This is a genomic window from Plantibacter sp. CFBP 8804 (assembly GCF_014841225.1).
GTDB classification, from domain to species: Bacteria; Actinomycetota; Actinomycetes; order Actinomycetales; family Microbacteriaceae; genus Plantibacter; species Plantibacter auratus.
This window is the reverse complement of record NZ_JACYTU010000004.1, coordinates 136,601-161,278: the sequence shown is the minus strand read 5'-3', so window position 1 is coordinate 161,278 and position 24,678 is coordinate 136,601. Positions and strand designations below refer to the sequence as shown.

The 24,678-nt window shown below is 70.2% G+C and carries 21 protein-coding genes; 13 read left to right on the top strand and 8 right to left on the bottom strand.

Translation table 11 applies throughout. The features are described from left to right. The first annotated feature begins 51 nt into the window (after positions 1-51). Together IFU11_RS10740 and nucS are read left to right on the top strand one after the other, a co-directional pair. Entirely contained in the window at positions 52-1,296 is a 1,245-nt protein-coding gene (locus IFU11_RS10740; protein WP_192018944.1) for an MFS transporter, read from the top strand. A gap of 95 nt (positions 1,297-1,391) precedes the next feature. Next, complete coding sequence (nucS, locus tag IFU11_RS10735; protein ID WP_064294112.1) at positions 1,392-2,087, top strand: endonuclease NucS; 696 nt, start codon at positions 1,392-1,394, stop codon at positions 2,085-2,087. Between the two features lie 199 nt (positions 2,088-2,286). Here the strand turns inward: nucS and IFU11_RS10730 are convergent, their stop codons facing one another. Genes IFU11_RS10730 through IFU11_RS10715 form a run of 4 tightly spaced genes read right to left on the bottom strand, consistent with a single transcriptional unit; the run spans position 2,287 to position 7,424 of the window. Continuing rightward, entirely contained in the window at positions 2,287-3,759 is a 1,473-nt protein-coding gene (locus tag IFU11_RS10730; RefSeq protein ID WP_192018943.1) for a GntP family permease, read from the bottom strand. 40 nt (positions 3,760-3,799) lie between these two features. Further along, complete coding sequence (locus IFU11_RS10725; protein WP_371742760.1) at positions 3,800-5,440, bottom strand: N-acyl-D-amino-acid deacylase family protein; 1,641 nt, start codon at positions 5,438-5,440, stop codon at positions 3,800-3,802. Next, positions 5,437-6,096 (bottom strand): bifunctional 4-hydroxy-2-oxoglutarate aldolase/2-dehydro-3-deoxy-phosphogluconate aldolase, encoded by a 660-nt coding sequence (locus IFU11_RS10720; protein ID WP_137242815.1) that lies wholly within the window; start codon positions 6,094-6,096, stop codon positions 5,437-5,439. The genes IFU11_RS10725 and IFU11_RS10720 overlap by 4 nt, the downstream gene beginning before the upstream one ends. Before the next feature lie 23 nt (positions 6,097-6,119). Continuing rightward, complete coding sequence (locus tag IFU11_RS10715; RefSeq protein ID WP_192018942.1) at positions 6,120-7,424, bottom strand: amino acid deaminase; 1,305 nt, start codon at positions 7,422-7,424, stop codon at positions 6,120-6,122. A 158-nt stretch (positions 7,425-7,582) separates the two neighbouring features. Between IFU11_RS10715 and IFU11_RS10710 the strand changes: the two genes are divergently transcribed. The 4 genes from IFU11_RS10710 to IFU11_RS10695 all read left to right on the top strand — a co-directional run bounded on the left by IFU11_RS10710 (position 7,583) and on the right by IFU11_RS10695 (position 11,082). Continuing rightward, positions 7,583-8,632, top strand: a complete 1,050-nt coding sequence (locus IFU11_RS10710) for a sugar kinase (RefSeq protein ID WP_192018941.1) — start codon at positions 7,583-7,585, stop codon at positions 8,630-8,632. Further along, entirely contained in the window at positions 8,629-9,402 is a 774-nt protein-coding gene (locus IFU11_RS10705; protein WP_191940022.1) for an IclR family transcriptional regulator, read from the top strand. Before IFU11_RS10710 ends, IFU11_RS10705 begins: the two co-directional genes overlap by 4 nt. Positions 9,403-9,547: 145 nt before the next feature. Continuing rightward, positions 9,548-9,952 carry a RidA family protein gene (locus IFU11_RS10700; protein ID WP_064293914.1) on the top strand — a complete coding sequence of 135 codons (405 nt, stop codon included), beginning with the start codon at positions 9,548-9,550 and terminating at the stop codon, positions 9,950-9,952. A 239-nt stretch (positions 9,953-10,191) separates the two neighbouring features. Beyond that, positions 10,192-11,082, top strand: coding sequence for an EamA family transporter (locus tag IFU11_RS10695; RefSeq protein ID WP_191940021.1), 891 nt, complete (start codon positions 10,192-10,194; stop codon positions 11,080-11,082). A 45-nt stretch (positions 11,083-11,127) separates the two neighbouring features. Here IFU11_RS10695 and IFU11_RS10690 read toward each other — a convergent pair whose 3' ends face one another. The 4 genes from IFU11_RS10690 to uxaC all read right to left on the bottom strand — a co-directional run bounded on the left by IFU11_RS10690 (position 11,128) and on the right by uxaC (position 17,267). Continuing rightward, positions 11,128-12,876: a NosD domain-containing protein gene (locus IFU11_RS10690; RefSeq protein WP_192018940.1), complete on the bottom strand. Its 1,749-nt coding sequence runs from the start codon at positions 12,874-12,876 to the stop codon at positions 11,128-11,130. 193 nt (positions 12,877-13,069) lie between these two features. Further along, on the bottom strand, positions 13,070-14,308 hold the full coding sequence (gene manD, locus IFU11_RS10685; RefSeq protein ID WP_192018939.1) for a D-mannonate dehydratase ManD: 1,239 nt from the start codon (positions 14,306-14,308) through the stop codon (positions 13,070-13,072). 80 nt (positions 14,309-14,388) lie between these two features. Beyond that, positions 14,389-15,858, bottom strand: coding sequence for a mannitol dehydrogenase family protein (locus IFU11_RS10680; protein WP_240043989.1), 1,470 nt, complete (start codon positions 15,856-15,858; stop codon positions 14,389-14,391). Next, on the bottom strand, positions 15,855-17,267 hold the full coding sequence (gene uxaC, locus IFU11_RS10675; protein ID WP_192018938.1) for a glucuronate isomerase: 1,413 nt from the start codon (positions 17,265-17,267) through the stop codon (positions 15,855-15,857). The genes IFU11_RS10680 and uxaC overlap by 4 nt, the downstream gene beginning before the upstream one ends. A gap of 190 nt (positions 17,268-17,457) precedes the next feature. On the opposite strand from uxaC, the gene IFU11_RS10670 reads away from it, so the two are divergent. The 7 genes from IFU11_RS10670 (at position 17,458) to IFU11_RS10640 (ending at position 24,659) form a co-directional block, all read left to right on the top strand. Beyond that, positions 17,458-18,720, top strand: coding sequence for an ABC transporter substrate-binding protein (locus IFU11_RS10670; RefSeq protein WP_168223364.1), 1,263 nt, complete (start codon positions 17,458-17,460; stop codon positions 18,718-18,720). Next, positions 18,720-19,694: a carbohydrate ABC transporter permease gene (locus tag IFU11_RS10665; RefSeq protein WP_192018937.1), complete on the top strand. Its 975-nt coding sequence runs from the start codon at positions 18,720-18,722 to the stop codon at positions 19,692-19,694. Before IFU11_RS10670 ends, IFU11_RS10665 begins: the two co-directional genes overlap by 1 nt. Next, the gene (locus IFU11_RS10660; RefSeq protein ID WP_123539768.1) at positions 19,691-20,635 is read left to right on the top strand and encodes a carbohydrate ABC transporter permease; all 945 of its coding nucleotides are present in this window, start codon (positions 19,691-19,693) and stop codon (positions 20,633-20,635) included. Before IFU11_RS10665 ends, IFU11_RS10660 begins: the two co-directional genes overlap by 4 nt. Positions 20,636-20,637: 2 nt before the next feature. Beyond that, the gene (locus IFU11_RS10655; RefSeq protein ID WP_192018936.1) at positions 20,638-21,471 is read left to right on the top strand and encodes a sugar phosphate isomerase/epimerase family protein; all 834 of its coding nucleotides are present in this window, start codon (positions 20,638-20,640) and stop codon (positions 21,469-21,471) included. 52 nt (positions 21,472-21,523) lie between these two features. Next, entirely contained in the window at positions 21,524-22,621 is a 1,098-nt protein-coding gene (locus tag IFU11_RS10650) for a Gfo/Idh/MocA family protein (RefSeq protein ID WP_192018935.1), read from the top strand. Beyond that, the gene (locus IFU11_RS10645) at positions 22,618-23,502 is read left to right on the top strand and encodes a sugar phosphate isomerase/epimerase family protein (RefSeq protein ID WP_192018934.1); all 885 of its coding nucleotides are present in this window, start codon (positions 22,618-22,620) and stop codon (positions 23,500-23,502) included. Before IFU11_RS10650 ends, IFU11_RS10645 begins: the two co-directional genes overlap by 4 nt. A gap of 86 nt (positions 23,503-23,588) precedes the next feature. Beyond that, a complete protein-coding gene (locus IFU11_RS10640; protein ID WP_192018933.1) occupies positions 23,589-24,659 on the top strand; it encodes a LacI family DNA-binding transcriptional regulator in 1,071 nt (356 codons plus the stop codon). Positions 24,660-24,678 lie beyond the last annotated feature (19 nt).

Genomic DNA, 24,678 nt, shown 5'->3' with positions numbered 1-24,678 from the left:
ACCCCGCTCCACCGAGCGCCCAGGCACACCAGCACCGATCCCGAGGACCCTGTGTCAGAGCCGACCAACCCGCACACCGCCCCCGTCGCACAGCGCCCACGCCGCGAACTCCTCGCCTGGCGCAACGCGATCTTCGTGATCTTCGCCCTGAGCGGCCTCAGCATCGCGACGTGGGTGGCGCGCATACCCGCCATCCGCGACAACCTCGAGCTGACCACCGGCGCCGTCGGGCTGCTCATCCTCGGCATGTCGATCGGATCGATCCTCGGCCTCGTCGCCTCCCAGCACGTCCTCGCGCGTCTCGGCCCGCGACACGGCATGCAGCTCACGCTCGGGCTCGTCGCGACCGGCTTGCTCCTCATCGGGGTCGGCGCGAGCCTCGTGCCACTCGAGGGCATCGTCCTCGTCGGGCTCATCATCTTCGGCTTCGGGAACGGCGCGCTCGACGTCATGATGAACGTCGAGGGCGCCGCGGCCGAGCAGGAGCTCGGCAAGACGGTGATGCCGCTGATGCACGCGTGCTTCAGCTTCGGCACGGTCGCCGGAGCAGGGCTCGGCGCACTCGCGTCCGCAGCCGGCCTCGAGGTCTTCTGGCACGCGCTCGTCATGGCGGTCGTCATCGCGATCGTCGCCGTCGTCGCCGTGCGCTTCGTCCCCGCCGAGCAGGTCGTCGCCGACGAGCTCGACGACGCACCGAAGGCGCCGTGGCAGGACCGTGTCCGCGAGAGCCTCTCGGTCTGGGCGGACGGCCGCCTCATCCTCATCGGCGTCATCATGCTCGGCATGGCGTTCGCCGAGGGCAGCGCCAACGACTGGCTCGCACTCGCCGTGGTCGACGGCCACGAGCAGAGCAACACGACCGGCGCGCTCGTCTACGGCGTGTTCGTCACCGCGATGACCGTCGGTCGCATCGTCGGCGGGCCGCTCATCGACCGCTTCGGCCGGGTGCCGGTGCTGCAGGTGTCGGCCGCCGCGGCGATCGCCGGACTCGTCCTGTTCATCCTCACGCCGGTCACCGGCCTCATGGTCCTCGGAACCGTGCTGTGGGGACTCGGCGCCTCGCTCGGGTTCCCGGTGGGCATGTCCGCCGCGGCCGACGACTCCAAGCGCGCTGCGGCACGGGTGAGCGCCGTCGCGATGATCGGCTACTGCGCGTTCCTCGTCGGTCCGCCGCTCATCGGCATCCTCGGCGACGCCATCGGCCTGCTGAACGCCCTGTTCGTCGTGCTCGTACTCATCGTGTTCGCCGGCCTCGCGTCGCCGGCCGCCCGCGAGAGCAGCCGCCGCAAGCGCTGAGCCCTTTTCGTCCGCCCATGTTCGGGCGATTCACGGTTCCGTCGCCCGAATATGGGCGAATGGACGCGCTGCGGTGTCGCGGTAGGCTCGTCGTCGTGCGTTTGGTGATTGCGGAGTGCTCGGTCGACTATGCCGGACGGTTGTCGGCTCACTTGCCGCTCGCCAAGCGGCTGCTCATGGTGAAGAACGACGGCAGCCTGCTCGTCCACTCCGACGGCGGCTCCTACAAGCCGCTCAACTGGATGAGCCCGCCCTGCGTGCTCACGACGGTCGAGCCCGACGAGACGCAGGCCGCGGCCGGGATCACCGAGCTGTGGAAGGTCACGCACAAGAAGACCGGCGACGCCCTCATCGTGTCGATCCACGAGGTCCACCACGACAGCGCGCACGAACTCGGCGTCGACCCGGGCCTCCAGAAGGACGGCGTCGAGGCGCACCTGCAGAAGCTCCTCGCCGAGCAGATCGAACTCCTCGGCGACGGCTACCGACTCATCCGCCGCGAGTACATGACCGCGATCGGCCCGGTCGACATCCTCGCCACCGACGCGACCGGGGCGTCCGTCGCGGTCGAGCTGAAGCGCCGCGGCGACATCGACGGCGTCGAGCAGCTCACCCGCTACCTCGAACTCATGAACCGCGACCCGCTCCTCGCTCCCGTGCAGGGCGTCTTCGCCGCCCAGGAGATCAAGCCGCAGGCGCGCACCCTCGCCCAGGACCGCGGGATCCGCTGCGTCGTCCTCGACTACGACGCGATGCGCGGCCTCGACGACAGCGACTCCCGCCTCTTCTGACGTCGACCGAGTCCCTTTCTCAGGAGTCCTCCGGCGCGCCGACTTCACCCGGCACCGACACGCCCGGACACTCCTGAGAAAGGCGCCATCTACCGCTCAGTGACCTTTCTCAGGAGTCCTCCGGCGCGCCGACTTCACCCGGCACCGACGCGCCCGGACACTCCTGAGAAAGGCACTGGTCCGACGGTCACGACTCGGGCTAGACGAACAGCCAGATGAGGGCGACCATCCCGAAGCCGACGACCGAGAGGATCGTCTCGAGCACGGTCCAGGTCGCGAGCGTCTGCTTGACCGACATGTTGAAGTACTTCGCGATGATCCAGAACCCACCGTCGTTGACGTGCGAGAGCGTGATCGAGCCCGCGGCGATCGCGATGCCGATGAGCGCCAGCTGCGGCTGCGAGTAGTCGCCCGCGAGCACGACCGGCTGGAGGATCCCCGCCGTGATGACGATGGCCGCGGTCGCCGAGCCCTGCGCGATGCGGAGGCCGGAGCTGATGAGGTACGCGGACACGATGATCGGCAGGCCGAGCGAACCGAGCACCTCGGCCAGTGCCGCGCCAACACCCGTCGCTGAGATGACTGCGCCGAAGAACGCACCCGCACCGACGACGAGCAGGATCATGCCGATCGGCCGGAGCGACTGACCGGAGAGCTCGCCCAGCTCGGCGAGCGTCATGCCGCGCCGCACCCCCAGCACGTAGTACGCGAGGCAGACGGCGATCGTGAGCGCGACCGCCGGGTTGCCGATGAGCGTCAGCGCTTCGAGGACCGGTCCGTTCGGCAGGGCGAGGGCACCGAAGGTGGCGGCGAGGATGAGCAGGATCGGCGTGATGATGATGAGACCGACGCTCCAGAGCGAGACGTCCTTGCGCTCGGGGGCGTCGTCCTCGGGCTCCAGCACGTACTCCTCGGGGACCGAGACCATGACGCGCTTCCCGATCCAGAGCGGCCAGGCGATGCCCGACGCGATGAAGGCGGGGATGCCGCAGAGGAAGCCCATCAGGATGAGCCAGCCGAGCCCGACCTCGAAGGTGCCGGCGAGCGCCGTCGGGCCCGGGTGCGGCGGCAGGAACGCGTGCGTCATCGAGAGGCCGGCGAGCATCGGGAATGCGTAGAGCACGAGCGACTTCCCGCCGCGACGCGCGGTGATGTAGACGAGGGGCGCGAGGACGAAGATGCCGACGTCGAAGAACACGGGGATACCGAAGATGAGACCGGTGAGCCCCATCGCGATCGGAGCGCCGCGTTCCCCGAAGCGACCGAGCAGCTTCCGGATGAGGACGTCAGCACCGCCGGAGCGCTCGAGGATCGCGCCGAGCACGGTGCCGAGACCGATGATGATCGTGATGTGCCCGAGGATGCCGCCGAAGCCGGTCTCGAGGAGTGACGCCCCCGGCTTGATCTGCTCGTCGTCGAAGGGGTCCGGCACGGCCACGCCGACGATCTGGTAGATGCTCGTCCCGGTCGCGAGCGCCAGGCCGATGCCGACGATGAAGAGCGAGATGAACGGTTCGAGCTTCACCCGGATGATGAGGAGGAGCAGTACCGCGATGGCGACCGCGCACAGGATGAGCAGGCCGGGGGTGGTCTGCTGCAGCCATCCGATGGGATCGCTCGGAGCTGGTGCGGCGGCGGCTACGACGCTGCGCGCGAGGGCGGTGATGGGCATGGGAGGACCTTCTGTGTAGGCGGTGAGGAAGGGGAAGCGATCAGGCCGGGCTGCGGCGGATCGAACGACCGGGGACGGCGTCGGTGCGTCGACCATCGGCGATGACGGCGGCACCGTTCACGAACACCCACGGGATGCCCGCGGCCTGCTGCCGAGGCTCGGCGAAGGTCGCGCGGTCGGCGATGGTCGCGGGGTCGAAGAGGACGACGTCGGCGACGGCTCCGACGCGGAGCACGCCGCGGTCGCTGAGGCCGAGACGCGCGGCCGGTCGCGAGGTGAGGTGCGCGACGGCGTCTTCCAGCCCGAGCACAGCCTCCTCGCGGACGTAGTGGCCGAGGTATCGCGGGAAGGTGCCCCAGGCACGCGGGTGTGGCTTCGCGCCGATGAGGATCCCGTCGCTCCCGCCGGTGTGGGCCGGGTGCACCATCATCGTGCGCACGTTGGCCTCGTCGCCGACGTGCTGGAGGATGCCGGTCGCGAGCCGGTCGGCTTCGAGCAGCGCGAAGAACAGGGCTGTCGGATCGCCCGACCACGCGTGTCCCGCATCCTCGGCGGCGATGTCGGCGACGGTCCGCCCGACGAAGCCGGCGAGCTCGGGGTTCGCGACGCCCGAGATCTCGATCGTGGCCCAGTCGGTGACGACACCGTGACAGCCGTCCGTGCCGAGCACCTCGAGCTCGTATCGGATCCGCGCACGGACGTCGTCATCGCCCAGACGCTCGATCGTCGCGTCCGGCCCGCCGACCGCCGCCCAGCTCGGCAGCAACGCCGACAGGGTCGTCGAACCCGGCAGGTAGGGATAGGTGTCGAGCGTGATGTCGACGCCGTCGGCGATGGCGGCGTCGATGAGCGCCACGAGTTCGGCGGCCCGGCCGGCGTTGACGCCGAAGTTCATCGTCGCGTGCGTGAGGTGCAGCGCGCAGCCGGAACGACGACTGATGTCGATCATCTCCGCGTACGCATCGAGTGCGCCCTTGCCGTACGAGCGCTGGTGCGGTGCGTAGAAGCCGCCGTGCTCCGCGACGGTGCGGCACAGCGCGACGAGCTCCTCGGTGTCGGCGAACATGCCGGGCACGTAGGTGAGCCCGGAGGACATGCCGACGGCACCCTCGCGCAGACCCGCCGCGACGAGCTCCTGCATGCGAGCGATCTCGTCAGCGGTCGCAGCCCGGTTCTCGGTGCCGACCACGAGCATCCGGACGGAGCCCTGCGGCACCAGGTAGGCGACGTTCAGCGCGGCCCCGCGGTCGACCCGGTCGAGGTACTCGCCGACGGTCCGCCACGCGAAGTCGACGTCGTCGGGTTGCCCGTTCCAGCCGGCGATCTGCTGCCGGACGATCGCCATGGTGCGGTCGTCCGTCGGAGCGTAGGAGAGCCCGTCCTGTCCGAGGACCTCCGTGGTGACGCCCTGCGAGACCTTGGCGAGGTGCTCGTGGTCGCGGAGGACGGCGAGGTCGGAGTGGGCGTGCATGTCGATGAAGCCGGGCGACGCGACCAGACCGTCGGCGTCGATGATCAGGGCGTCGGCGGGCGCGTCGGCCTCGGCGGACGCCCCGATCGCGATGATGTGGCCCCGGTCGATGAGCAGCGACCCGTGCACGCTCGGTCCGCCGGTGCCGTCGACGATGCGAGCGCCGCGGATGACCACCGCGCGCGCATCGTCCGTCGGTCGCGACGTCACGGCAGGAGGGCCGCCGTGGTGAAGGCGGTCGCACGCTCGGTGACCCCGGCCCAATCGGCCGCGGCGACGTCGGCCGCACCGACCACGCTCGACCCCGCGGTCACGGCAGCCGCGCCGGCCTGGATGTACTCCCGTGCGTTGCCGGCGTGCAGTCCGCCCGACGGCACGAGCCTGAGACCCGGGAACGGACCCTTGAGGTCCTTGAGGAAGCCGGACCCCATGGCGGCGGCGGGGAAGATCTTCACCGCATGGGAACCGAGCGACGCGGCGCGCATGACCTCGCTCGGCGTCATCGCACCGAGCAGGAACGGGATGCCGGCGGCGGTGGCGACCTCGGCCACCTCTTCGCTCAGACCGGGCGTGACCAGGAACTGCGCACCGCTGTCGATGGCGCGCTGCGCGGTGTCGCGGTCCACGACCGTCCCCGCGCCGATCACGGCCCCGTGGTCGCCGATCGCATCGGCCGCAGCGCGGATCAGGGCTTCGACGCCCGGCGTGGTGAAGGTGAACTCGACACTTCGGATCCCGCCCGCGGCGAGCGCCCGGCAGAGTTCGACCGGGTCGGGGATGACGGGTACGCGGACGACGGCGATGGCGCGGTCGGCGTACAGGGCGTCGAGGGCGTGCGGTGTGGAGGGAGGGGTCTCGAGCGTCATGCGGGGCTCCTGTTCGGTTCGGCTCAGCCGAAGGTGGTGGTGACGGCGTCGACGGCGCTCGGTTCGGCGAGACGGACGTCGTCGATGACCACGAGGGCACGCCACTTGTCGAAGGTGGTGCACGGGTGGGAGAGGCCCAGGCGGATGACATCGCCGACCTCGACGTCGCTGCCGGGCGGCAGGGAGACGAAGGTGTGCTGGTCGTTCATAGCCGTGGTCGTCGCGCCCGGGAGCGGTTCGACGGTGGTGGACCCGGCGCGGCGGACGCCCTGCACCTCGGGAAGCCCCTCGTCGAACGGGAAGTCGCGCTTCCCGCCGTCGACGAGCGCGAGGCCGGGCTCGGGGCGGGAGACGATCGTCGCCCAGCCGTGGATCGCGGAGCGGAAGTCGCCGGTGCCCTCGTGGCGGCCGAGCGGGGTGATCCCGCGGTAGAAGCCGTCGTCGTGGGTCACGTACGCGCCGGAGCGCAGCAGCACGTCGACGGCGTGTCCGTGAGCACCGTCGAGGTCGCGCAGTCCGGCGAGGACCTCGGCGACCACGTCGAAGTAGGCGCTGCCCCCGGCGGTCACGATGAGCGTCCGGACACGTCCGTCGTACCGGCCGCCTGCGAGGAGCGCGTCGTGGAGAGCGGCGAGCGACTCCAGGTAGTCGCGGACGATCTGCAGCGAACCGTCGTCGCCGTGGTGTGCGAGGGCCCCCTCGTAGCCGCTGACGCCGGCGAGCGCGAGCTCGGGAGAGGCGACGACGGCCTCGGCGATCTCGAGCGCGGTGGCGTGGTCTCGGGCTCCGGTGCGGCCGCCCGGCGCACCGAGTTCCACGAGCACGTGGAGGGGGCGACGGGGCGGCTGCTCAGCCAGCACGCTCGACATGATCTGCACCGCGCGGACGGAGTCGGCCCACACGACGATCTCGGCGTCGCCGCTGTCGAGGGCCCGCCCGACGGCGCGCAGGTGTTCGGGCTGGACGAGGGCGTTGGCGAGCATCACGCGGGGGATCGACCAGTCGAGCGCGACGGAGAGCTGCCACGGGGTCGCGACGGTGATGCCCCAGGCACCCGCGTCGAGTTGACGCTGCCACAGGGCTCGGTTCATCGTCGTCTTGCCGTGCGGTGCGAGGCCCACCCCTGCGCGGTCGCACCACTGCCGCATGGTCTCGACGTTGTCGACGACCGCCGAGCGGTCGAGCGTGACGAGCGGCGTGGTGAAGTCGGCGAGCGCCGGTCGACCGGCGAGGAACGCGGCGGCGTCGGTCCCGACGGACGCCGGCGGGAAGCCCTTGAGGCTGCCGTCGAGCACGCCCAGCGCGCCGGCATCGAACTCGTCCGTCATCGTCTCCTCGTTTCGCGATCGAGCGCTGCACCCGCCGACCTCGTGAGCATCAGGCGTTGCGCATCATGCAACGTACATTGCATCCGGCGCTACGTCTGTTCTAGCATTGCGTCCACAGGCCGTCAACCGGACCCGGCCGAGATGCGAGGGGAACCGTGATGACGACGTCACCGTCCACCGTGAGCACGATCGGCGAAGCGATGGTCGTCCTCCTGCCCGAGAACCAGCTCCCGGTCGCCGAGGCCCGCGAATACCGGACGGGCGTCGGCGGTGCCGAGTTCAACGTCGCCTCCAGCCTCGCGCGCATGGGCGTCCCCACCCACTGGATCTCGCGCCTCGGCGACGACGGGTTCGGCGACTACATCCTCGAGACAGCCCGGCACGACGGCGTCCTCACCGACGCCGTCGAACGCGACGACCACCGGCCCACCGGCCTCTACGTCAAGGAGACGGTCGTGAGCGCCGACGGCGACCGTCGGCCGCGGATGCACTACTACCGCAGCGAGTCCGCCGCATCGCAGCTCGGCGCCGACACCCTGCGACACGAAGCGACCCGGGCGGCCATCACCGCCTCGGCCATCGTGCACACCTCCGGCATCACCCCGGCCCTCTCCGACTCGACCGCGCTGCTCGTGGGCGAGCTGGGCGACGCACTCCCCCGAGACACCGTCCTGAGCGTCGACCTCAACTTCCGCCCGCGACTCTGGGAGCGTCGCTCGACCGCCCCGCTGCACCGCCTCCTCGACCAGGCGTCCGTCCTGTTCCTCGGCGTCGACGAAGCGGAGTTGTTCTTCGGCCACACGGACGCCGCCCGCCTCTTCGCCGAGCTGCCGACCCTGCAGCGCATCGTGCTCAAGGACGAGGAGAACGCCGCGACCACCCTCCACCGCGGCTCCGAGGCGGGCATCGAAGTGCGGTCGTTGTCGGTCGACGTCGTCGAGACCGTCGGCGCGGGCGACGCGTTCGCCGCCGGCTACCTCGCCGGGCTGGCCTCGGGTCGCTCCGACACCGCCTGCACGCGGCTCGGCCACGCGGTCGCGGCGTCGACGCTCATCTGCCACGGCGACCGCCCCGAGCTCGTACCCGACGCGCAGGGCGTCAGCATCATCGTCGAGGCGACCGATGAGGAGTGGGCGTCGTGGCGCATCACCGCGGAGCACCCACTGCCGTGGACGACCGTCGGCGCACACGGGATGATCGACGCATGAGCCAGTCCCTGTCCCGCGCGCTCGACCTCCTCCGCGAGATCGTCTCGGGCACCAACTCCCTCGACGCGCTCGCGGCGACGGCCGGCGTGCACAAGACCACGGTGCTGCGCCTGCTCAACACGCTCGAGGAGCACGGCTTCGTCACGCGCGACGCGTCGTTCCGGTACCACCTCGGGCGGGCGATGTTCGAGCTGACCCAGACCGCGCTCGACGAGCAGGACGTCCGCGGCGTCGCCGCTCCGCACATCCGGGCGCTCGGGGCTGCCACGGGCCAGACGGTGCACCTCGCCGCCTACGAGGGCGGCTCCGTCTTCTACATCGACAAGGTCGAGTCCCGTCAGCCCCTCCGCATGTACTCGCGTGTCGGCCTGCCCGCCTCCCTGTACGCGACCGGCGTCGCGAAGGTCCTCCTCGGCGGGCTCGACGAGGCGGAGCGTCGACGCGTCGTCACGGGCATCGTCTTCGAGCGGTACACCGACAAGACCATCACCGACGCCGACGCCCTGCTCGCCGAGATCGAGCGTTCGACCGAACGCGGATGGGCCGAGGACCACGAGGAGCACGAGAGCTTCATGAACTGCGTGGCCGCACCGGTCTTCGGGCCCGACGGCCGGGTCACCGCGGCGGTGTCGATCTCGGTTCCGACGATGGTGCTCCCCCACAGCGGCGTCCGCGCACTCCTGCCGCAGCTCCTCGCCACCACGTCCGCGATCTCCACAGAACTCGGCTACGCACCGCCGGCGCCCACTGCGGCCCCCGCCACCGCCTGACCTCCCGCCCGTCCCGTCCCTGAGCCCCCACCAACCCCGGTCCCTGACCACCCATCCGGCCCCTGAGCCCCACCATCCGGCCCCTGAGCCCCACCATCCGGTCCCTGAGCTTGTCGAAGGGCCACCAACCGAAGGACACACCCCCATGACCGAACGCACCGCCATCTCCACCACCGACGCCCCGGCTCCGGCGCACACCTTCTCCCAGGGGGTCCGCAAGGGCAACTTCGTCCAGGTCTCCGGCCAGGGCCCCGTCGACCCCGCGACGAACGAGTACCTGTTCCCGGGCGACGTCGCCGCGCAGACCACCCGCACGCTGCAGAACGTCGAGGCGATCCTCGCGGCCGGCGGCGCGACCTTCGACGACGTCATGATGCTGCGCGTCTACCTCACCAAGCGCGAGGACTTCGCGATCATGAACGACGCCTACGGCGAATTCGTCGGCTCGCGTGTGAAGGGTGGCGTCCTGCCCTCGCGCACCACGGTCTTCACGGGCCTCCCGCGCGAGGAGATGCTCGTCGAGATCGACGCCATCGCGATCGTCGACTGACGCACGTCCATTCGCCCAAGTTCGGGCGACCGAGGGTTCGTTCGCCCAGAACTGGGCGAACGAACACGCCTCGCCGGAGGCTGGTAGCGTGGTGCGCGATAGCGCCTAGGGTTCCGGAGCGACAGCTCGACTGGTCCGAGCGGCGCCACGGTCGGCGGCCAGCCAACGACCGTCATCTGACAGGACAAAAGCCCGGAGGACCCTGATCGTCGCGCCCGCGAGGATCGGAAGGGTCTCACGTGTCTCTGCTCGCCGTCACCATCGTCCTCGCCGCCGCAGTCTGCCATGCGGCGTGGAACATCATCGCCCACGGCGTCAGCCGGATCGGCATGCCCTTCCTCTGGTGGGGCGCCGTGGCGAGCACCGTCCTGTGGGCGATCGTCGTCCCCTTCACCGGCGGTCTCGGTACGGACGACCTCGCCGGCTTCGCCATCGGCGTCGTCGTCTCCGCCGTGCTGCACTACGTCTACATGCTCGTGCTGCAACGCGGCTACGCCAGCGGACGCCTCTCCACCGTCTACGCCACGGCGCGCGGCACCGGCCCGACGATCAGCGTGATCATCGCGGTCCTCGTCCTCGGCGAGCGCCCGTCGCTGCTCGCGCTCCTCGGCGTCGCGGCGATCGTCGTCGGCGTCGTCGCGATCGGGTTCGTCGATCGCGGCAGCGACCCGTCACCGGTCGCCGTCGAGGTGCGTGCAACGCGACGACGCCTCGACCCTGCAGTCGCCTTCGGGCTCCTCACCGGGGTCGCGATCGCGGCCTACACGATCTGGGACGCGCACGCCGTCCGCACGTGGGGCGCCTCGCCCGTCGCGTACATGGTCGGCTGCACCGCGGTCGAGGTCGTCCTGTTCTCCGGATCGCTCGGGCGCCGGGCACGCGAACTGCCGGCGGTCCTGCGCGCCCACTGGCCGCGCATCCTCGCCTTCGGAGTGCTCTCGCCGATGTCGTACATCCTCGTGCTCGTCGCCATCACCATGGCGCCGGTCGCGCTCGTCGCACCGATGCGCGAGGTGAGCGTCATCCTCGTCAGCCTGTTCGGCGCACTCGTGCTCCGCGAGGGCCGACCCGTACGCCGGATCGCCGCGGCGACCGTCGTCGTGATCGGCGTCGCCCTCCTCGCGGGCTGACCAGCGGACACCCGGACGCCGGCACGGACCACCGCGACGACCGCCTCAGGTGACCTTCACCGAGCGCCACGTGCCCTGGTCGTTCACCCAGAGCAGCCCGTTGCCGACGAGCAGGTCACCCGACCCGCCACCGGCCGGGCGCGCCGTACCCATGTGCCTGGTCGTGACGTAGCTCGTCGCCGGCTGCGCATTGATGTGGGCGCTGCCGGAGACCGAGAGCCGGTTGGCCGCGACCATGGAGCGGCCGGTGGAGCCGTACGTGTCGATCCCGGTCGCGCACGTCAGAACCGTGTTGCCGACGATGGTCACCCCGCCCGTCGAATTGGTGACGGCGAGCCCGATCCGGAACCCCTCCACCCGGTTGCCGGTGACCTGCACGGCTCCGGCACCCTGATGCTGCACGCCGTACCCGCTGGCCTCACCTGCACCGAGGAGCGAGTTGTCGGCGACGACGATGTCGCTGCTGAGATACGAGACGACGCCTCCCGTGGTCCCACTCGGCGTGGTCACGCTGAGCCGGTTGCCGACGACGAGCGGCCGGATCGCGCGTTGCAGCACCACGCCAATCGGACACGTGCCGCCGGCGAGCCGGATGACATTGTCGGTGATCACCGTGTCGGTCGAACCGACGGGCGTCTTGGTGTCGCCCGAGGGCATGGTCGCGTCCTGCAGGCGGATGGCAGCGGAGGCGACGCCGCGGATCTCCAGCACGTTGCCGTCCACCACCGTGGCCTCCGCGCTGCGGTAGACCATGATCGGCCCGCGCGACGGACCCCAGACCGACCCCTGGTCGTCCTCGGCCGCCCGCGTCCAGCGCACCGTGTTGTTGGAGATCCCGGTCGAGCGCGTGTCGATCGCGGCGATGCCCCACCAGGTGCTCCCGGTGACGGTGTTCCCCGACACGGTGGCGTGCGACACCGCCTCCAACGCGATGCCGCGGCGGAACGGACCGCTGACGACGTTGTCGTTGATCGAGAACATCGCGTCGGGGTAGAGCCCCGGATCGACCTCGTAGTCCGACAGGCCTTCCGCGTGGATGCCGATCCGCGCATCCGTGCCGGCGAGCGCGTTCACGACGTTGCCGGAGACGAGCGCGCGCGCACCCCAGATGGTGATGCCGTCGCCGCGATCCTCGCCGGCCCTCGAGGTCGAACCGCGGCCACCGCCCACGCCGACGATGTCGACGATGTGGCAGTTCGTGACGATGACGCCCTCAAACTCGCCGGTGGGCTCGTTCACCACGCCGTTCTGGAAGCCGACGATCCGCACCCCGTCGACGATGACGTCGCTCGTCCGGATGTCGATGCCGATGTTGCGCGCACCCGTGGCGGAACCGAGGTGGTTCGGGTTCGTGAGGCGCACCTCTCGTACGGTCGACCCCGGAGCGGTGATGCGGACAGCCGGCGCGTTCGTGATGCCGGCCGTCCACCGCAGCTCGCCGCTCCCCCGCAGTGCCAGCCGACGGTCGAGCAGGAGGGTCGCGTCGAGCGTGATGACGGCGCCGCCCGGCACGATGATCGTGCTGCCGTCCGGCGCCGCCGACAACAGCGCCTGGACCGCGGTCGTCGAGACGGTCGCGCCGGTCGGATCGATGCCGTCACCGGCCAGGACGATCGTGCCGTCGTCCGTTGCCTGCGTCGAGGGGGCTGGCGGATCGGCCTCGGTGGGCGTCTCGGGGGCGTCGGGTGCCGGGCCGGGTGGGGTCGGGGCGGGAGGCTCGGGTGACGGGTCTGGTGTCGGCGATGGGGCAGGGTCGGGCTGGACGTCCGGTGGCTGGGTGTCGTCGCTCGTCATCTGTTCCCCCGAACCGTCGTGTGCGTCCTCGTACCGCACCACGGTAACCCGCTGGAACCTGAAATACCAGAGGCGCTTGTGTGCCGAGGGCGTGACGTGAGCGCGCCCCTGCGACGTGAGCGCGGGCCTCCGGAGGGGCGCACTCACGCCACAGGGGCGCGGTCGGGTCAGCGCACCGCGCTGGCCGCAGGGATCACCAGTCGTGGACGGTGCCGTCGGCGAGACGGTTGTAGGGCAGGTAGGCGCGCTGGTACGGGTACTTGCCCGCCTCGTCGACGTCCAACTCGACACCGAGACCCGGTGCCTCTCCCGGGTGCAGCATGCCGTTCTCCCAGGTGTAGGACTGCTGGAACACGGCGTCCGTCTTCTCGCCGTGCTTCATGTACTCCTGGATGCCGAAGTTGTGGATCGACAAGCCGAGGTGCATCGCGGCCGCCATCCCGACCGGCGAGATGTCCGTCGGCCCGTGCATGCCCGACTTGATCTGGTACTGGGACGCGTAGTCGAGGACCTTCTTCAGATGCGTGATCCCGCCGGTGTGCGTGACCGCACCACGCACGTAGTCGATGAGCTGCTCGCGGATGATCTGCTGGTAGTCCCACACCGTGTTGAAGATCTCCCCGATCGCGAGCGGCGTGGTGGTGTGCTGCCGCACGAGGCGCAACGCCTCCGGGTTCTCCGCCGGCGTGCAGTCCTCGAGCCAGAACAGGTCGTAGGGTTCGAGGCTCTTGCCGAGCTTCGCGGCCTGGATCGGCGTCATCCGGTGGTGCCCGTCGTGCAGCAACGGCAGCTCCGGACCGAACTCGTTCCGGACCGCCTCGAACACCGTCGGCAGGTGACGCAGGTACGACCGGGTGTCCCAGTCCTCCTCGTTCGGGAGCCCACCGCGCTGCGCCGGCTCGTGGTCGTAGCGGACACCGGTGTTGCCCTCGAACGTCGCGTTCGACGCGATCCCGTAAATCGACTTCAGACCCGGCACCGCCGTCTGGATGCGGATGGCCTTGTAGCCCTGCGCCTGGTGCTCGCGCACGCTGTCGAACAGCTCCTCGTTCGTCTTCCCCGACGCGTGCCCGTAGGCGAGCAGCCCCGTCCGGGACGCCCCGCCCAGCAGCTGGTACACGGGCATGCCCGCGGCCTTGCCCTTGATGTCCCACAGCGCCATGTCGACCGCCGCGATCGCGGCCATCGTCACGGGACCCCGCCGCCAGTACGCCGAGCGGTACAGGAACTGCCACGTGTCCTCGATCCGCGACGCATCACGGCCCAGCAACAACGGCACCACATGCTCGGACAGATACGCCACCACCGCGAGCTCACGCCCGTTCAACGTCGCGTCGCCCAGGCCCGTGAGGCCGTCGTCGGTCGTGAGCTTCAACGTCACGAAGTTCCGGTCGGGACTCGTGACGATGACCTCGGCCTTGTCGATGTTCATGGGTACTACTCCTTCGTGCGTTGCGGCCGATGTGGCCGGGGTGGTTCCGACGAACTGCGGGTCGGCTGCAGTGGCGGGTGTCAGGGGTTCCGTGGGCGTCCGGTCAGCTCGTCGACCAGGTGCTCCAGCTCGGTGACGAGCGTGGATCCGTCATCCGGCTCCGAGTCGAGGAGGCGGGGATCGATCAGGCGTACGAGCGCCGCGGTCCGCTCCCGACCCTGGAACCGGAGCGCCTCGGCGACGGCGGCACCGCTCGCGTCACCCGGCCGGTCGTCGCCCTGGACGGCCGCCACCCACGCGGCGATCACGCGCAGGGACCCGGTTCCCGGCCGACCGGCGGCCCGTTCCGCCAGGAGGGTCGACACGATCCGCACCCGCAGCTTGGTGACGCCCTCAAGGGCGATCTGCTGCAGTCGATGTTCGATGCGCGCGTTGTCGAAGCGCCCCAGGAGTGCGGTGCGATACGCCGTCAGCCCGAGGTCGTCAGGCAGGTGGCGCTCCGTCTCGTCCCAGTACTCCTCGACCCAGGCCCGGCACTGCTCGTCGCCGACCGCCTCGGCGACCGTCGCATGACCGCGCAGCGGGCCCGCGTAGGCGAGGAGGCTGTGGGCGCCGTTCAGCAGCCGCAGTTTGCGTTGCTCGTAGGGCTCGAGGTCGTCGACGAACCGGGCACCCGCGGACTCCCACGCCGGCCGCCCGGCAGGGAAGTCGCCACTGAGCACCCAGTCGGTGAAGGGCTCGGTGACGACGGGAGCGGCATCGGTGAATCCGGTGAGTTCCGCGGCCGTCGCCTCGTCGGCAGGCGTGGGACGCGGCGTGATGCGGTCGACCGAGGACGAGACGAACGAGACTTCGTCGGCGATCCACCGAGCGGTCTCCGGGCGGACCCGGTCGGCGAGGGCGAGCATCGCGCGACGGACGAGCGCACCGCCGTCGGCGATGTTGTCGCACGGCACGATCGCGATCGAACCGGCCCCGGCACGACGACGGGCTTCGAGGCCGAGGAGCAGCCGACCGAGCGTCGTGGTCGGTCGGGCGTCCCGGAGGTCCGCCCCGCCGTCCAAGGCGTCCGACAGCAGGGCGACGTCATGCTCGACCGCCGGATCCGACGCGTCCGGCTTGCCCTCGGCATCGAGCCGGTACCCGGACTCGGTGATGGTGAGGGTGACGATGGCGGTGGTCTCAGCGGCGAGGAGGTCATGGAGCCGTGCGACGTCGGCACCGTCCCGTGCCTCGACGATCGAACCGACGATCGTGGCCGAGTCGCCGTCCGCCGAGCGCTCGACGACCGTGTAGAGGCAGTCCTGAGCGTCCAGGTCGACTGCGGCCTGCGGACTCCGGCCGGTGAAGGCGGCGATGCCCCACTCGTGATCGGGGTCGGCGAGCTGGGTGTACCAGGCCTGATGGGCGCGGTGGAAGGCGCCGAGTCCGAGGTGGACGATCCGGACCGGCGCCGATGGGAACTCGGGCAGCCGCGCTCGGGACAGACGCGGGACCGCCTCCTCCCCCGGCCCTGCGGCGACACCGGCCACGTCCGTCACGGTGCTCACAGCTTGAACACCCGTCGCGGCTGGTCGACGACGAGGTCGAGGATGATGCGTTCGGCCGTCGCCTCGTCGATGCGCCCCTCCCGCACGAGTCGCGCGAGGAAGGACGCGTCGAGGCGCCGGGACATGTCGTGTCGGGCGGGGATCGAGAGGAACGCCCGCGTGTCGTCGATGAAGCCCGATCCGCGTGAGAACCCGGCCGTCTCCGTCACGGCGGACCGGAAGCGCAGGACGGCGTCGGGCGCGTCGAGGAACCACCACGGTGCGCCGACGAAGACACTCGGGTAGAACCCGGCGAGCGGTGCGATCTCCCGCGAGTAGCTCGTCTCGTCGACACTGAACAGGACGAGGTGGAACCCCGGAGCCGTGCCGAACCGCTCCAGCAGCGGACGCAGGGGGCGGACGTAGTCGGTGCGGACCGGGAGGTCATGCCCGGTGTCCGGTCCGAAGCGGGCGAGCGTCGGCGCGTGGTGGTTGCGGTGGACGCCGGGGTGCACCGTCATGACGAGGCCGTCCTCGACGCTCATCCGCGCGCTCTCGAACAGCATGTGCGCGGCGAACCGCTCGAGGTCGGCGGTGTCGGCGGTGCCCGACAGCGCCCGGTCGAACAGTGCTGCGGCATCCGCCTCCTCGAGTTCGAGCGTGAGGGGCTGCGGGACACCGTGGTCGGCCGACACCGCCCCGTGTTCGATGAAGTGGCGACGGCGCCCGGCGAGCGCTTCGAGGTAGCCACGGTAGCTGCCCTCCGGCGTCCCGTTCCAGGCGGCGAGCGAGGCGACCCGCTCCGCCCACCCGGCCTTGGCCGGGTCGAGGTACGCGTCGGGCCGGAAGGTCGGCAGGACGCGCCCACTGAAGGTGGGGTCCGCCGCGAGGGCGGCATGCGCGGCGAGGTCGTCCATCGGGTCGTCGGTGGTCGCGAGCACCTCGATGCGGAAGCGGTCGAACAGCGCGCGCGGACGGAACGCCGGCGCTTGGAGCGCCTCGTGGACCGTGTCGAAGAGCCGGTCGGCGTTCGCTCCGTCCGGCTGCTCCGTGACACCGAACTGCTCACCGAGGATCGAGCTCAGCCAGTACCCGGAGGCGGTGCCGGCGTACAGGTGCCAGTGTTCGCAGAAGCGTCGCCAGGCGTCCCGCGGCGCGGCGACGGCACCACCCTCCGCGAGGTCGGGCACGCCGACGTCCGCGAGAGAGAACCCGGCGGCGTGCAGCAGGCGGGTGACGTAGTGGTCGTGCCGGAGGAACAGCTCGGTGGCGTTCGCGAACGGGGTGTCCTCGACGAGGATCGCCGGATCCACGTGCCCGTGCGGCGAGATGATCGGCAGGGCCTCGACCGAGCGGTAGAGCGCCCTGGCGACGTCGCGCGTCCCCGGGTCGGCGGGGAGGAGGCGGTCTGGATCGTTCTGCAGCGTCATTGGCACGCCTCCATTGAAACCGGGGGACCGCGGTCTGTCAACCGATTGCCACACCCTTCTGGCAATCGCTTGCCAGATCGACGACCGTCTGCGAGACTGATCCCGCTTCCGCCCGGAACCGTCGTGGTCCAGCACCACTGAAACGCTTCAGCGACGCGAGGAGCAGACCCCGCTATCAAAGGAGATTGCAGTGGCAAACAGCGTTCGTATCGGAATCGCGACCGCGGGAATCCTCGCCCTCGCGCTGACCGCGTGCTCGGGACCGGGTGGCGACGACTCGGCCGACGGCCCGGTGACGCTCGAGTTCTGGGCCTGGGGCTCGAACATCGACAAGCGCGTCGAGGTGTGGAACCAGGCCAACCCCGACATCCAGGTCAACATCTCGCAACCCGCGAGCGGAGCGGACATGCCCGTCCGCGTCCTGAGCGCCGTGCGTGCCGGTGACGGCCCCGACATCGCGCAGGCCGAGTACACGCAGTTGCCGACCTACGTGTCGGCCGGCGTCCTCGCCCCACTCGACAGCGCGAAGCAGGACCTCGAGGAGGCCTACTCCCCCACGGTGCTCGAGAGCGTGTCCTTCGACGACACCGTCTACGGCGTTCCGCAGGACCTCGGGCCGGCGCTCTTCGTCTACCGGAACGACCTCTTCGCGCAGTACGGTCTCACCCCGGCCGCGAGCTGGGACGACTTCCGGGCCCTCGCCGAGCAGGTCCGCACCCTCGACGGTGACCGCTACCTCTTCAACTTCAGCTCGATCGACGCCGACCAGTTCATGGGACTCGCCCTGCAGAACGGCGCCCAGTGGTGGGACTACTCCGACGAGCAATGGGGTGTCGACATCGACAGCGCCGAGACGCAGGAGGTCCTGGACTTCTGGCAGGGCATGGTCGAGGACGATCTCGTGAGCACCTACCAGACCGGCAGCCCCGAGCAGATCGAGGCGACCGCGAGTGGCCGGGTGCTCGGCACGATCGCCGGCGCCTGGGCTCCCGGCCCGCTGCTCAACCAGTACCCCGACACGGTCGGGCTCTGGTCGGCCGCGCAGATCCCGCAGTGGGACGCCGCCGATCCGCGGGTCTTCGCCCGTGGCGGTTCGGCCAACGTCATCCTCAAGGAGAGCCCGCACTACGACCAGGCGCTCGAGTTCATCACGTGGCTGAACGCCTCCGACGAGGGCGCCGAGGGGCTCGTCGAGGTCAACAAGTTCACCGGCGCCCTGCACGGCCAGGAGATCGACCGCACGCCGCCGGAGCTCATGCCCGAGGACACCACCTACTGGCCGAGCGCCACGGAAGCGGCGTCGAAGCTCGTCACCGTGCAGTGGGGCCCGAACACGCAGGTGGCCTTCACCGCCATCACCGACGAACTCGGCAACGCCATCGAGGGGACGAGCCCGTGGGCCGACGTGCTCCCGAAGGTGCAGGACATCGTCGAGAAGGACCTGGCCGGCTGATGACCGCGCTGACCATCGAGCGCGACCGCGGTCGGACGGAGGATGATCCGACCGCGGCCGCCACCAGACGGCGCGTCTCGCTGACCCGCCCGCACCACCTGTTCGCCTGGGTGCTCATCGCCCCCGCGGTCGTCCTGTTCGTCTTCGTGTTCGTCATCCCGATCGTGTACTCCGGCGGCCTCAGCCTCATGGGCACCGCGGCGGGTGCGAGCGCGTACGGCGTGCGCGAGGAGGTCTTCGTCGGCCTCGGCAACTACACGAAGGTGCTCCAGGACCCGACGTTCTGGACGAGCCTCGGCAACCTCGCCGTGTACGCGCTCTTCCTCGTGCCGATCATGATGCTCACGGCGATGCTGTTCGCGCTGCTGCTCGACCTCCCGAGAGCCCACCTCCGCGCCTTCAGCCGCATGGCGATCTTCCTGCCGTACGGCGTGCCGAGCGTCATCGCGGCGCTCATGTGGGGCTTCCTGTACGTGCCCGAGATCAGCCCGATCTACCAGCTCGCCGAGACCTTCGGCCTGCAGTTCCCGACGCTGCTGCGTGGCGACCTCGTCATGACGGCGATCATCAACGTCGTGCTGTGGGGCGGGATCGGCTTCAACACGATCATCCTGTACACCTCGCTGCAGTCGCTGCCGAAGGAGCAGATCGACGCCGCCCGCATCGACGGCTGCAACGAACCGCGCATCGCCTGGTACATCAAGCTGCCGCACATCGTGCCGGCCACGATCCTCACCGGGCTCTTCTCGATCATCGGCGCGCTCCAGGTGTACAGCGAGCCGCAGATGCTCTCGAGCCTCACCCCGGCCATCAGCTCCACCTACTTCCCGCTGATGCGGGTGTACCGGGACGCCTTCGCCCACGACGACCTCAACTCGGCGTCGGCGGCATCCATCATCCTCGCCCTCGCCACGGTGCTGCTGTCGCTCCTGGTGCTCGGCGGGCAACGCCTCGCAGCTCGGAGGAACGCATGACCACCACCGCACGCACCGCGGAACGCGCGGAGGAGGACCGTCGAGCTCGCGAGACCGTCGTCCGCGCCGATCGCGGCCGCATCCGCAAGCCGAAGGAGTCCGTCAGCCTCGTCCACAAGCTCGGCGGGATCCTCCCGACGATCGTCCTCCTGATCGCCGTCCTCTACTTCCTGCTCCCGATGGTGTGGGTCGTGTTCGCCGCCACGAAGAGCACCGGCGAGCTGTTCTCCACGAGCGCGTTCACCTTCGGGTCGAGCCTCGTCGACAACATGACCGACCTGTTCGCCTACGAGAACGGCTCCTTCGCGCGCTGGTTGGGCAACAGCTTCATCTACTCGATCGGCGGCGCACTCCTGTCGACCGCCGTCTCCGCCGCCGCCGGCTACGCGCTCGCGCTCTACCGGTTCCCGGGCAAGAAGGCCGTCATGGTGGGACTGCTCGCCGGCGTGCTCCTCCCGACGATCACGCTCGCGATCCCGCAGTACATGCTCTTCGCGCAGCTGAACCTCACGAACACCTACTGGGCGGTGCTCATCCCGATCTCGATCACCCCGTTCGGGATCTACCTCTCCTACGTGTTCGCGCGGGGCTCGGTGCCGCAGGAACTCCTCGAGGCGGCACGCGTGGACGGGTCGAACGAGGGACGCACCTTCGTCTCGATCGGCCTGCCGCTCTTGTTCCCCGGCCTCGTGACCGTGTTCCTGTTGCAGTTCATCGGCGCCTGGAACAACTTCCTGCTGCCGTACATCATGCAGTCGAAGTCGGAGCTGTCGCCCATCACGGTCGCCATGTTCCTCATGCTCAACCGTGGCGGTAGCGAACCGGTGCTCTACTCGGTCGCCATCGCCGGGGCGCTCATCGCCGTCATCCCCGTGGTGATCTTCGTGCTCGTCCTCCAGCGGTTCTGGCGCCTCGACCTCATCTCGGGGAGCCTGAAGTAGCGATGACCATCCCACCGACGACGGAACGGAACCACATGTCCGACACGCACCCGACGGCCCAGCGGCACCCGCTCACGGGGTACGGCGTGATCGTCCCCTCCGAACGCATCCCCAGTGCGTTCGCGTCCGGAGCCGACTACGCGGAACCGACCATCGTCGGCAACCTCATCGTTGCCGACGGAGCCGGGTGGACGCGCCACCCCGACTACGACGTGAGCGTCCGACGCGGCTCGTTCGCGATCCTGTTCCCCGGCGACCTGTCACTCGCCGACCCCGGCTTCCCGGCGGAACGCGTCACCGCGTACCTCGACGCCGTCATTCCGATCATCGGTTCGGTCTCGGAGCCCGGCGCGAAGATCGTGTTCGGGAGCGGTACGGCGCGCACCATCCCCACCGGGGTGGACGTCGCGGCCGCCCGCGCGAGGTTCGCAGAGGTCGTCGTCGAGACGCGCGACGCGGCGGAGCGGAACGGACTGCAGATCGTCCTCGAGCCGCTGAACCGTGACGAGACGAACCTGCTCAACTCGCTCGAGGAGACGGTCGCCTTCCTCGACGAGTTCGGGATCGACCGTGTGCCCGTCGTCGCCGACCTCTTCCACATCATGCTGGAGGAGGAGCCGTTCGCCGTCGTCCAGGCCCTCGGCGCCCGCATCGGACACGCCCACATCGCCGATGCCGGACGACGGCCGCCCGGCCAGGGCGACTGGCCACTCACCGAATTCATCACGGCCCTCCGAGACGGCGGCTACGACGGCCCCATCACCGTCGAGTGCCTCTTCGAGGACTTCGAACCGGAGCTCGAGGCCGCCCTCGCGCACCTCCGCCAGCTCGCCTGAGCCGGCACGGACACCGACGCACCCCACGCACAGAACTGGAGCGAACCCCCGCATGTCCCGACCGCACCGCATCGCCATCGCCGGCGCCGGCATCATCTCGAAGCAGCACGGCATCGTCATCGACCAGTTGCGCGACGAGCTGGAACTCGTCGCCGTCGCCGACCCGGAGCTCGCGAAGGCGGAGGCCCTCGTCGCCGAGCGCGGCGGACGCGCGTTCACGACCCTCACGGAGGCGCTGGCGCAGACCGACCCCGACATCGTCGTCGTCTGCACGCCCACCGGTCTGCACGCCGACCTCGCCATCGAGGCGCTCGAGGCCGGCAAGCACGTCATCATCGAGAAGCCGGCCGACGTCACCGTCTCGCGGACGGACGACATCATCGCCGCCCAGGAGCGCGCCGGTACCGTCGTGACCGTCATCTCCCAGCACCGCTTCGACCCCTCGACGGAGATCGTCCTCGCCGCCGCCGAACGCGGAGACCTCGGGCGCATCACCTCGGGCATCGCATCGGTCGACTGGTGGCGCGGGCAGAGCTACTACGACTCCGGCGACTGGCGCGGCACGTGGGCGCTCGACGGCGGCGGCGCGCTCATGAACCAGGGCGTGCACACGGTCGACCTGCTGGTCGCCCTCGTCGGACGCCCCGTCGAGGTCTTCGGCTACACCGCGCTCCTCGCCCACGAGCGCATCGAGACCGAGGACGTCGCGGTCGGTGTCGTCCGCTTCGCATCCGGCGCGCTGGGCGTCATCCACGGCTCGACGGCCGTCTACCCGGGCCTCGTCGCGCGGCTGCAGGTCCACGGTGACCGCGGCTCCGCGGTCATCGAGAACGACCAGCTGACGTACTTCCACTCCACCCCCGCGGGGATGGAGCGCGCCGAGGCCTTCTTCGGCTCGCAGGGCAAGGACACGAACCAGGCGGCGCAGTTCGCCGACGAGACGCAGGCGGGCTCGAGCGTCGCCGGACAGATGTCGGACGCGCACCTGCGCCAGTACCGGAACGTCCTCGCCGCGATCCGCGGGGAGGAGCCGCTCCGCGTGACGCTGGCCGAGAACCGCCAGGCGATCTCGATCATCACCGGTCTCTACGAATCCGTACGCACGGGCCAACCGGTCCGCCTCGACGCCGTTGCGGCGGTGGCCCGATGAGCGCCCAGCGGACGAACCGGGTGGCGGCGAACCCCATCCCGTACTGGAGTGCGCGCGGCAAGACCCGCGAGGTGTTCGAGGAGGCCTTCGCCGACTTCCAGCGCATCGGGTTCACCGCGGTGAAGGCCGACATCCCCGAGGGCATGACCGCGGACGAGTACCGCACGTGGATCGGCGGCTACGGCCTCGCACCGTCGCTCAGCCTGTTCAGCAGCGTGTTCGACGAGACGGTCGACCCGGCCGAGGTCCTCGAGGCGGCGAAGGCGTTCGGGGCGGCCCAGGCCTCCCTCGGACTCGACCGTACGATGATCTCCTCGATGGCGATCCCGGCGCGCATGGCGACGCCGGCGATCGGCGCCGACTTCTCCCAGGAGCGCCTCGACCTGGCCATCGAAAACGTCGGCCGCACCTGCGAGGTCCTGCTCGCCGAGGGGATCCGTCCCCTGCACCATTCGCACGTCGGTGGTGTCTTCGAGACCGAGCACGAGATCCGCAGTCTGCTCGACACCCTCGGACCGGACCTCATCGGGTTCGGGCCCGACACCGGGCACCTCCGCTGGGCGGGAGCGGACCCGGTCGCGATGATCACCGACTACCGCGACCGCGTCGGCGGCATCCACATCAAAGATGTTTACGCCGATCACCTCGACGGCGCAGCGGACGGCGCGCTGAGCTACCACGAGACGTCGCAGACGAAGCGGCTGTGGGCGGAACCCGGGCTCGGTGTGCTCGACTTCGACGCGATCGTCGCGGCGATGCCCGCGGACTACGACGGGGATTTCATGATCGAGGTCGACTTCCCGAGCGTCGAGAGCGTCTACGAGTCGCACCGCCTGTCGTACGAATGGGCCAGCCACGCACTCGATGTCGCGACCCGCTGACCAGGCCGGCCTGAACCCGCACGCCGAGGCCGCGGCAGTACGATGGCTCAGGTCGCCGAGGGCGGCGATCGAGAGGAGCGGGCCCCATGAGCACCTCTGATGCATCCGCGGAGACGGTCGCTCCCGAGCCCGGAACGCCCGAACCCACGGCAGGGGCCGCGAGGACGAAACGTGCCGCGACGATCTACGACATCGCACAGCTCGCCGGCGTCAACCCGTCGACCGTTTCGCGGGCGCTGAGCCGCCCTGGCCGCATCAACGAGAAGACGGCGCAGAAGATCCACGACGCCGCCAAGCAGCTCAACTACGTCGCGAACCCCGCCGCCCGAGCGCTCCCCACCGGGCGCACCGGCACGCTCGGCCTCATCGTCGCCGACATCACGAACCCGATGTTCTTCGACGTCGTCCGCGGCGCGGAGCGTGAGGCCGCCGAGCGCAACTACACGCTCGTGCTCGCGGAGTTCAAGGAGTCGGCGGAGATGGAGCTGCTGACCGCCAGGCGGCTCATGCCGTCGGTCGACGGTCTCATCCTCGCGACCTCGAGGCTTCTGCCCGACGACGTGCGCGCGCTGGGCCAGGAGAAGCCCGTCGTCGTGATCAACCGTCAGGTCGACGACGTCGACAGCATCGTCGCCGACATCGACCCGGGCCTCACCGCGGCGATCGACCACCTCGCCGAGCTCGGGCACCGGAGGCTCGCGTTCGTCTCCGGCCCCGGTCGGTCCTGGATGTCACGGCATCGGTGGAGCCGGACACGGGAGCTGTGCGCGGAGCGCGGCATCGAGACGGTGCGGGTCCCTTCGACGCAGCCCGACATGGCCGCAGGCAGGGCGGCAGCCACCGCCGTGCTCGAGACGGGTGCCACCGCGGTCCTCGCGTACAACGACCTCCTGGCCATCGGCATCATGCTGGAGCTGCGCTCACGTGGTGTCGAGATGCCCACCCAGCTGAGCCTCATCGGCTTCGACGACATCTTCGGTTCGGACTTCACGACACCGGCACTCACCTCGATCCGCAGCCCGCACATCGCCTCCGGCTCCTACGCCGTGCAGACCCTCTTCGCGCACCTCGGGGGCACCGCCGTCCCGACCATCACCGACCTCGCGACCACGCTCATCATGCGCGAGTCGACCGCTCCGCCGCCGGCCACGGACTGAGTCGGGGCGTCACCCAGCC

Coding starts and splice junctions, on each gene's coding strand:
- IFU11_RS10730 (WP_192018943.1), bottom strand. CDS start 3,759: ATGCCCATCACCGCCCTCGCGCGCAGCGTCGTAGCCGCCGCCGCACCA.
- IFU11_RS10720 (WP_137242815.1), bottom strand. CDS start 6,096: ATGACGCTCGAGACCCCTCCCTCCACACCGCACGCCCTCGACGCCCTG.
- IFU11_RS10715 (WP_192018942.1), bottom strand. CDS start 7,424: ATGACGGACGAGTTCGATGCCGGCGCGCTGGGCGTGCTCGACGGCAGC.
- IFU11_RS10710 (WP_192018941.1), top strand. CDS start 7,583: ATGACGACGTCACCGTCCACCGTGAGCACGATCGGCGAAGCGATGGTC.
- IFU11_RS10705 (WP_191940022.1), top strand. CDS start 8,629: ATGAGCCAGTCCCTGTCCCGCGCGCTCGACCTCCTCCGCGAGATCGTC.
- IFU11_RS10700 (WP_064293914.1), top strand. CDS start 9,548: ATGACCGAACGCACCGCCATCTCCACCACCGACGCCCCGGCTCCGGCG.
- IFU11_RS10690 (WP_192018940.1), bottom strand. CDS start 12,876: ATGACGAGCGACGACACCCAGCCACCGGACGTCCAGCCCGACCCTGCC.
- manD (WP_192018939.1), bottom strand. CDS start 14,308: ATGAACATCGACAAGGCCGAGGTCATCGTCACGAGTCCCGACCGGAAC.
- uxaC (WP_192018938.1), bottom strand. CDS start 17,267: ATGACGCTGCAGAACGATCCAGACCGCCTCCTCCCCGCCGACCCGGGG.
- IFU11_RS10665 (WP_192018937.1), top strand. CDS start 18,720: ATGACCGCGCTGACCATCGAGCGCGACCGCGGTCGGACGGAGGATGAT.
- IFU11_RS10660 (WP_123539768.1), top strand. CDS start 19,691: ATGACCACCACCGCACGCACCGCGGAACGCGCGGAGGAGGACCGTCGA.
- IFU11_RS10655 (WP_192018936.1), top strand. CDS start 20,638: ATGACCATCCCACCGACGACGGAACGGAACCACATGTCCGACACGCAC.
- IFU11_RS10650 (WP_192018935.1), top strand. CDS start 21,524: ATGTCCCGACCGCACCGCATCGCCATCGCCGGCGCCGGCATCATCTCG.
- IFU11_RS10645 (WP_192018934.1), top strand. CDS start 22,618: ATGAGCGCCCAGCGGACGAACCGGGTGGCGGCGAACCCCATCCCGTAC.
- IFU11_RS10640 (WP_192018933.1), top strand. CDS start 23,589: ATGAGCACCTCTGATGCATCCGCGGAGACGGTCGCTCCCGAGCCCGGA.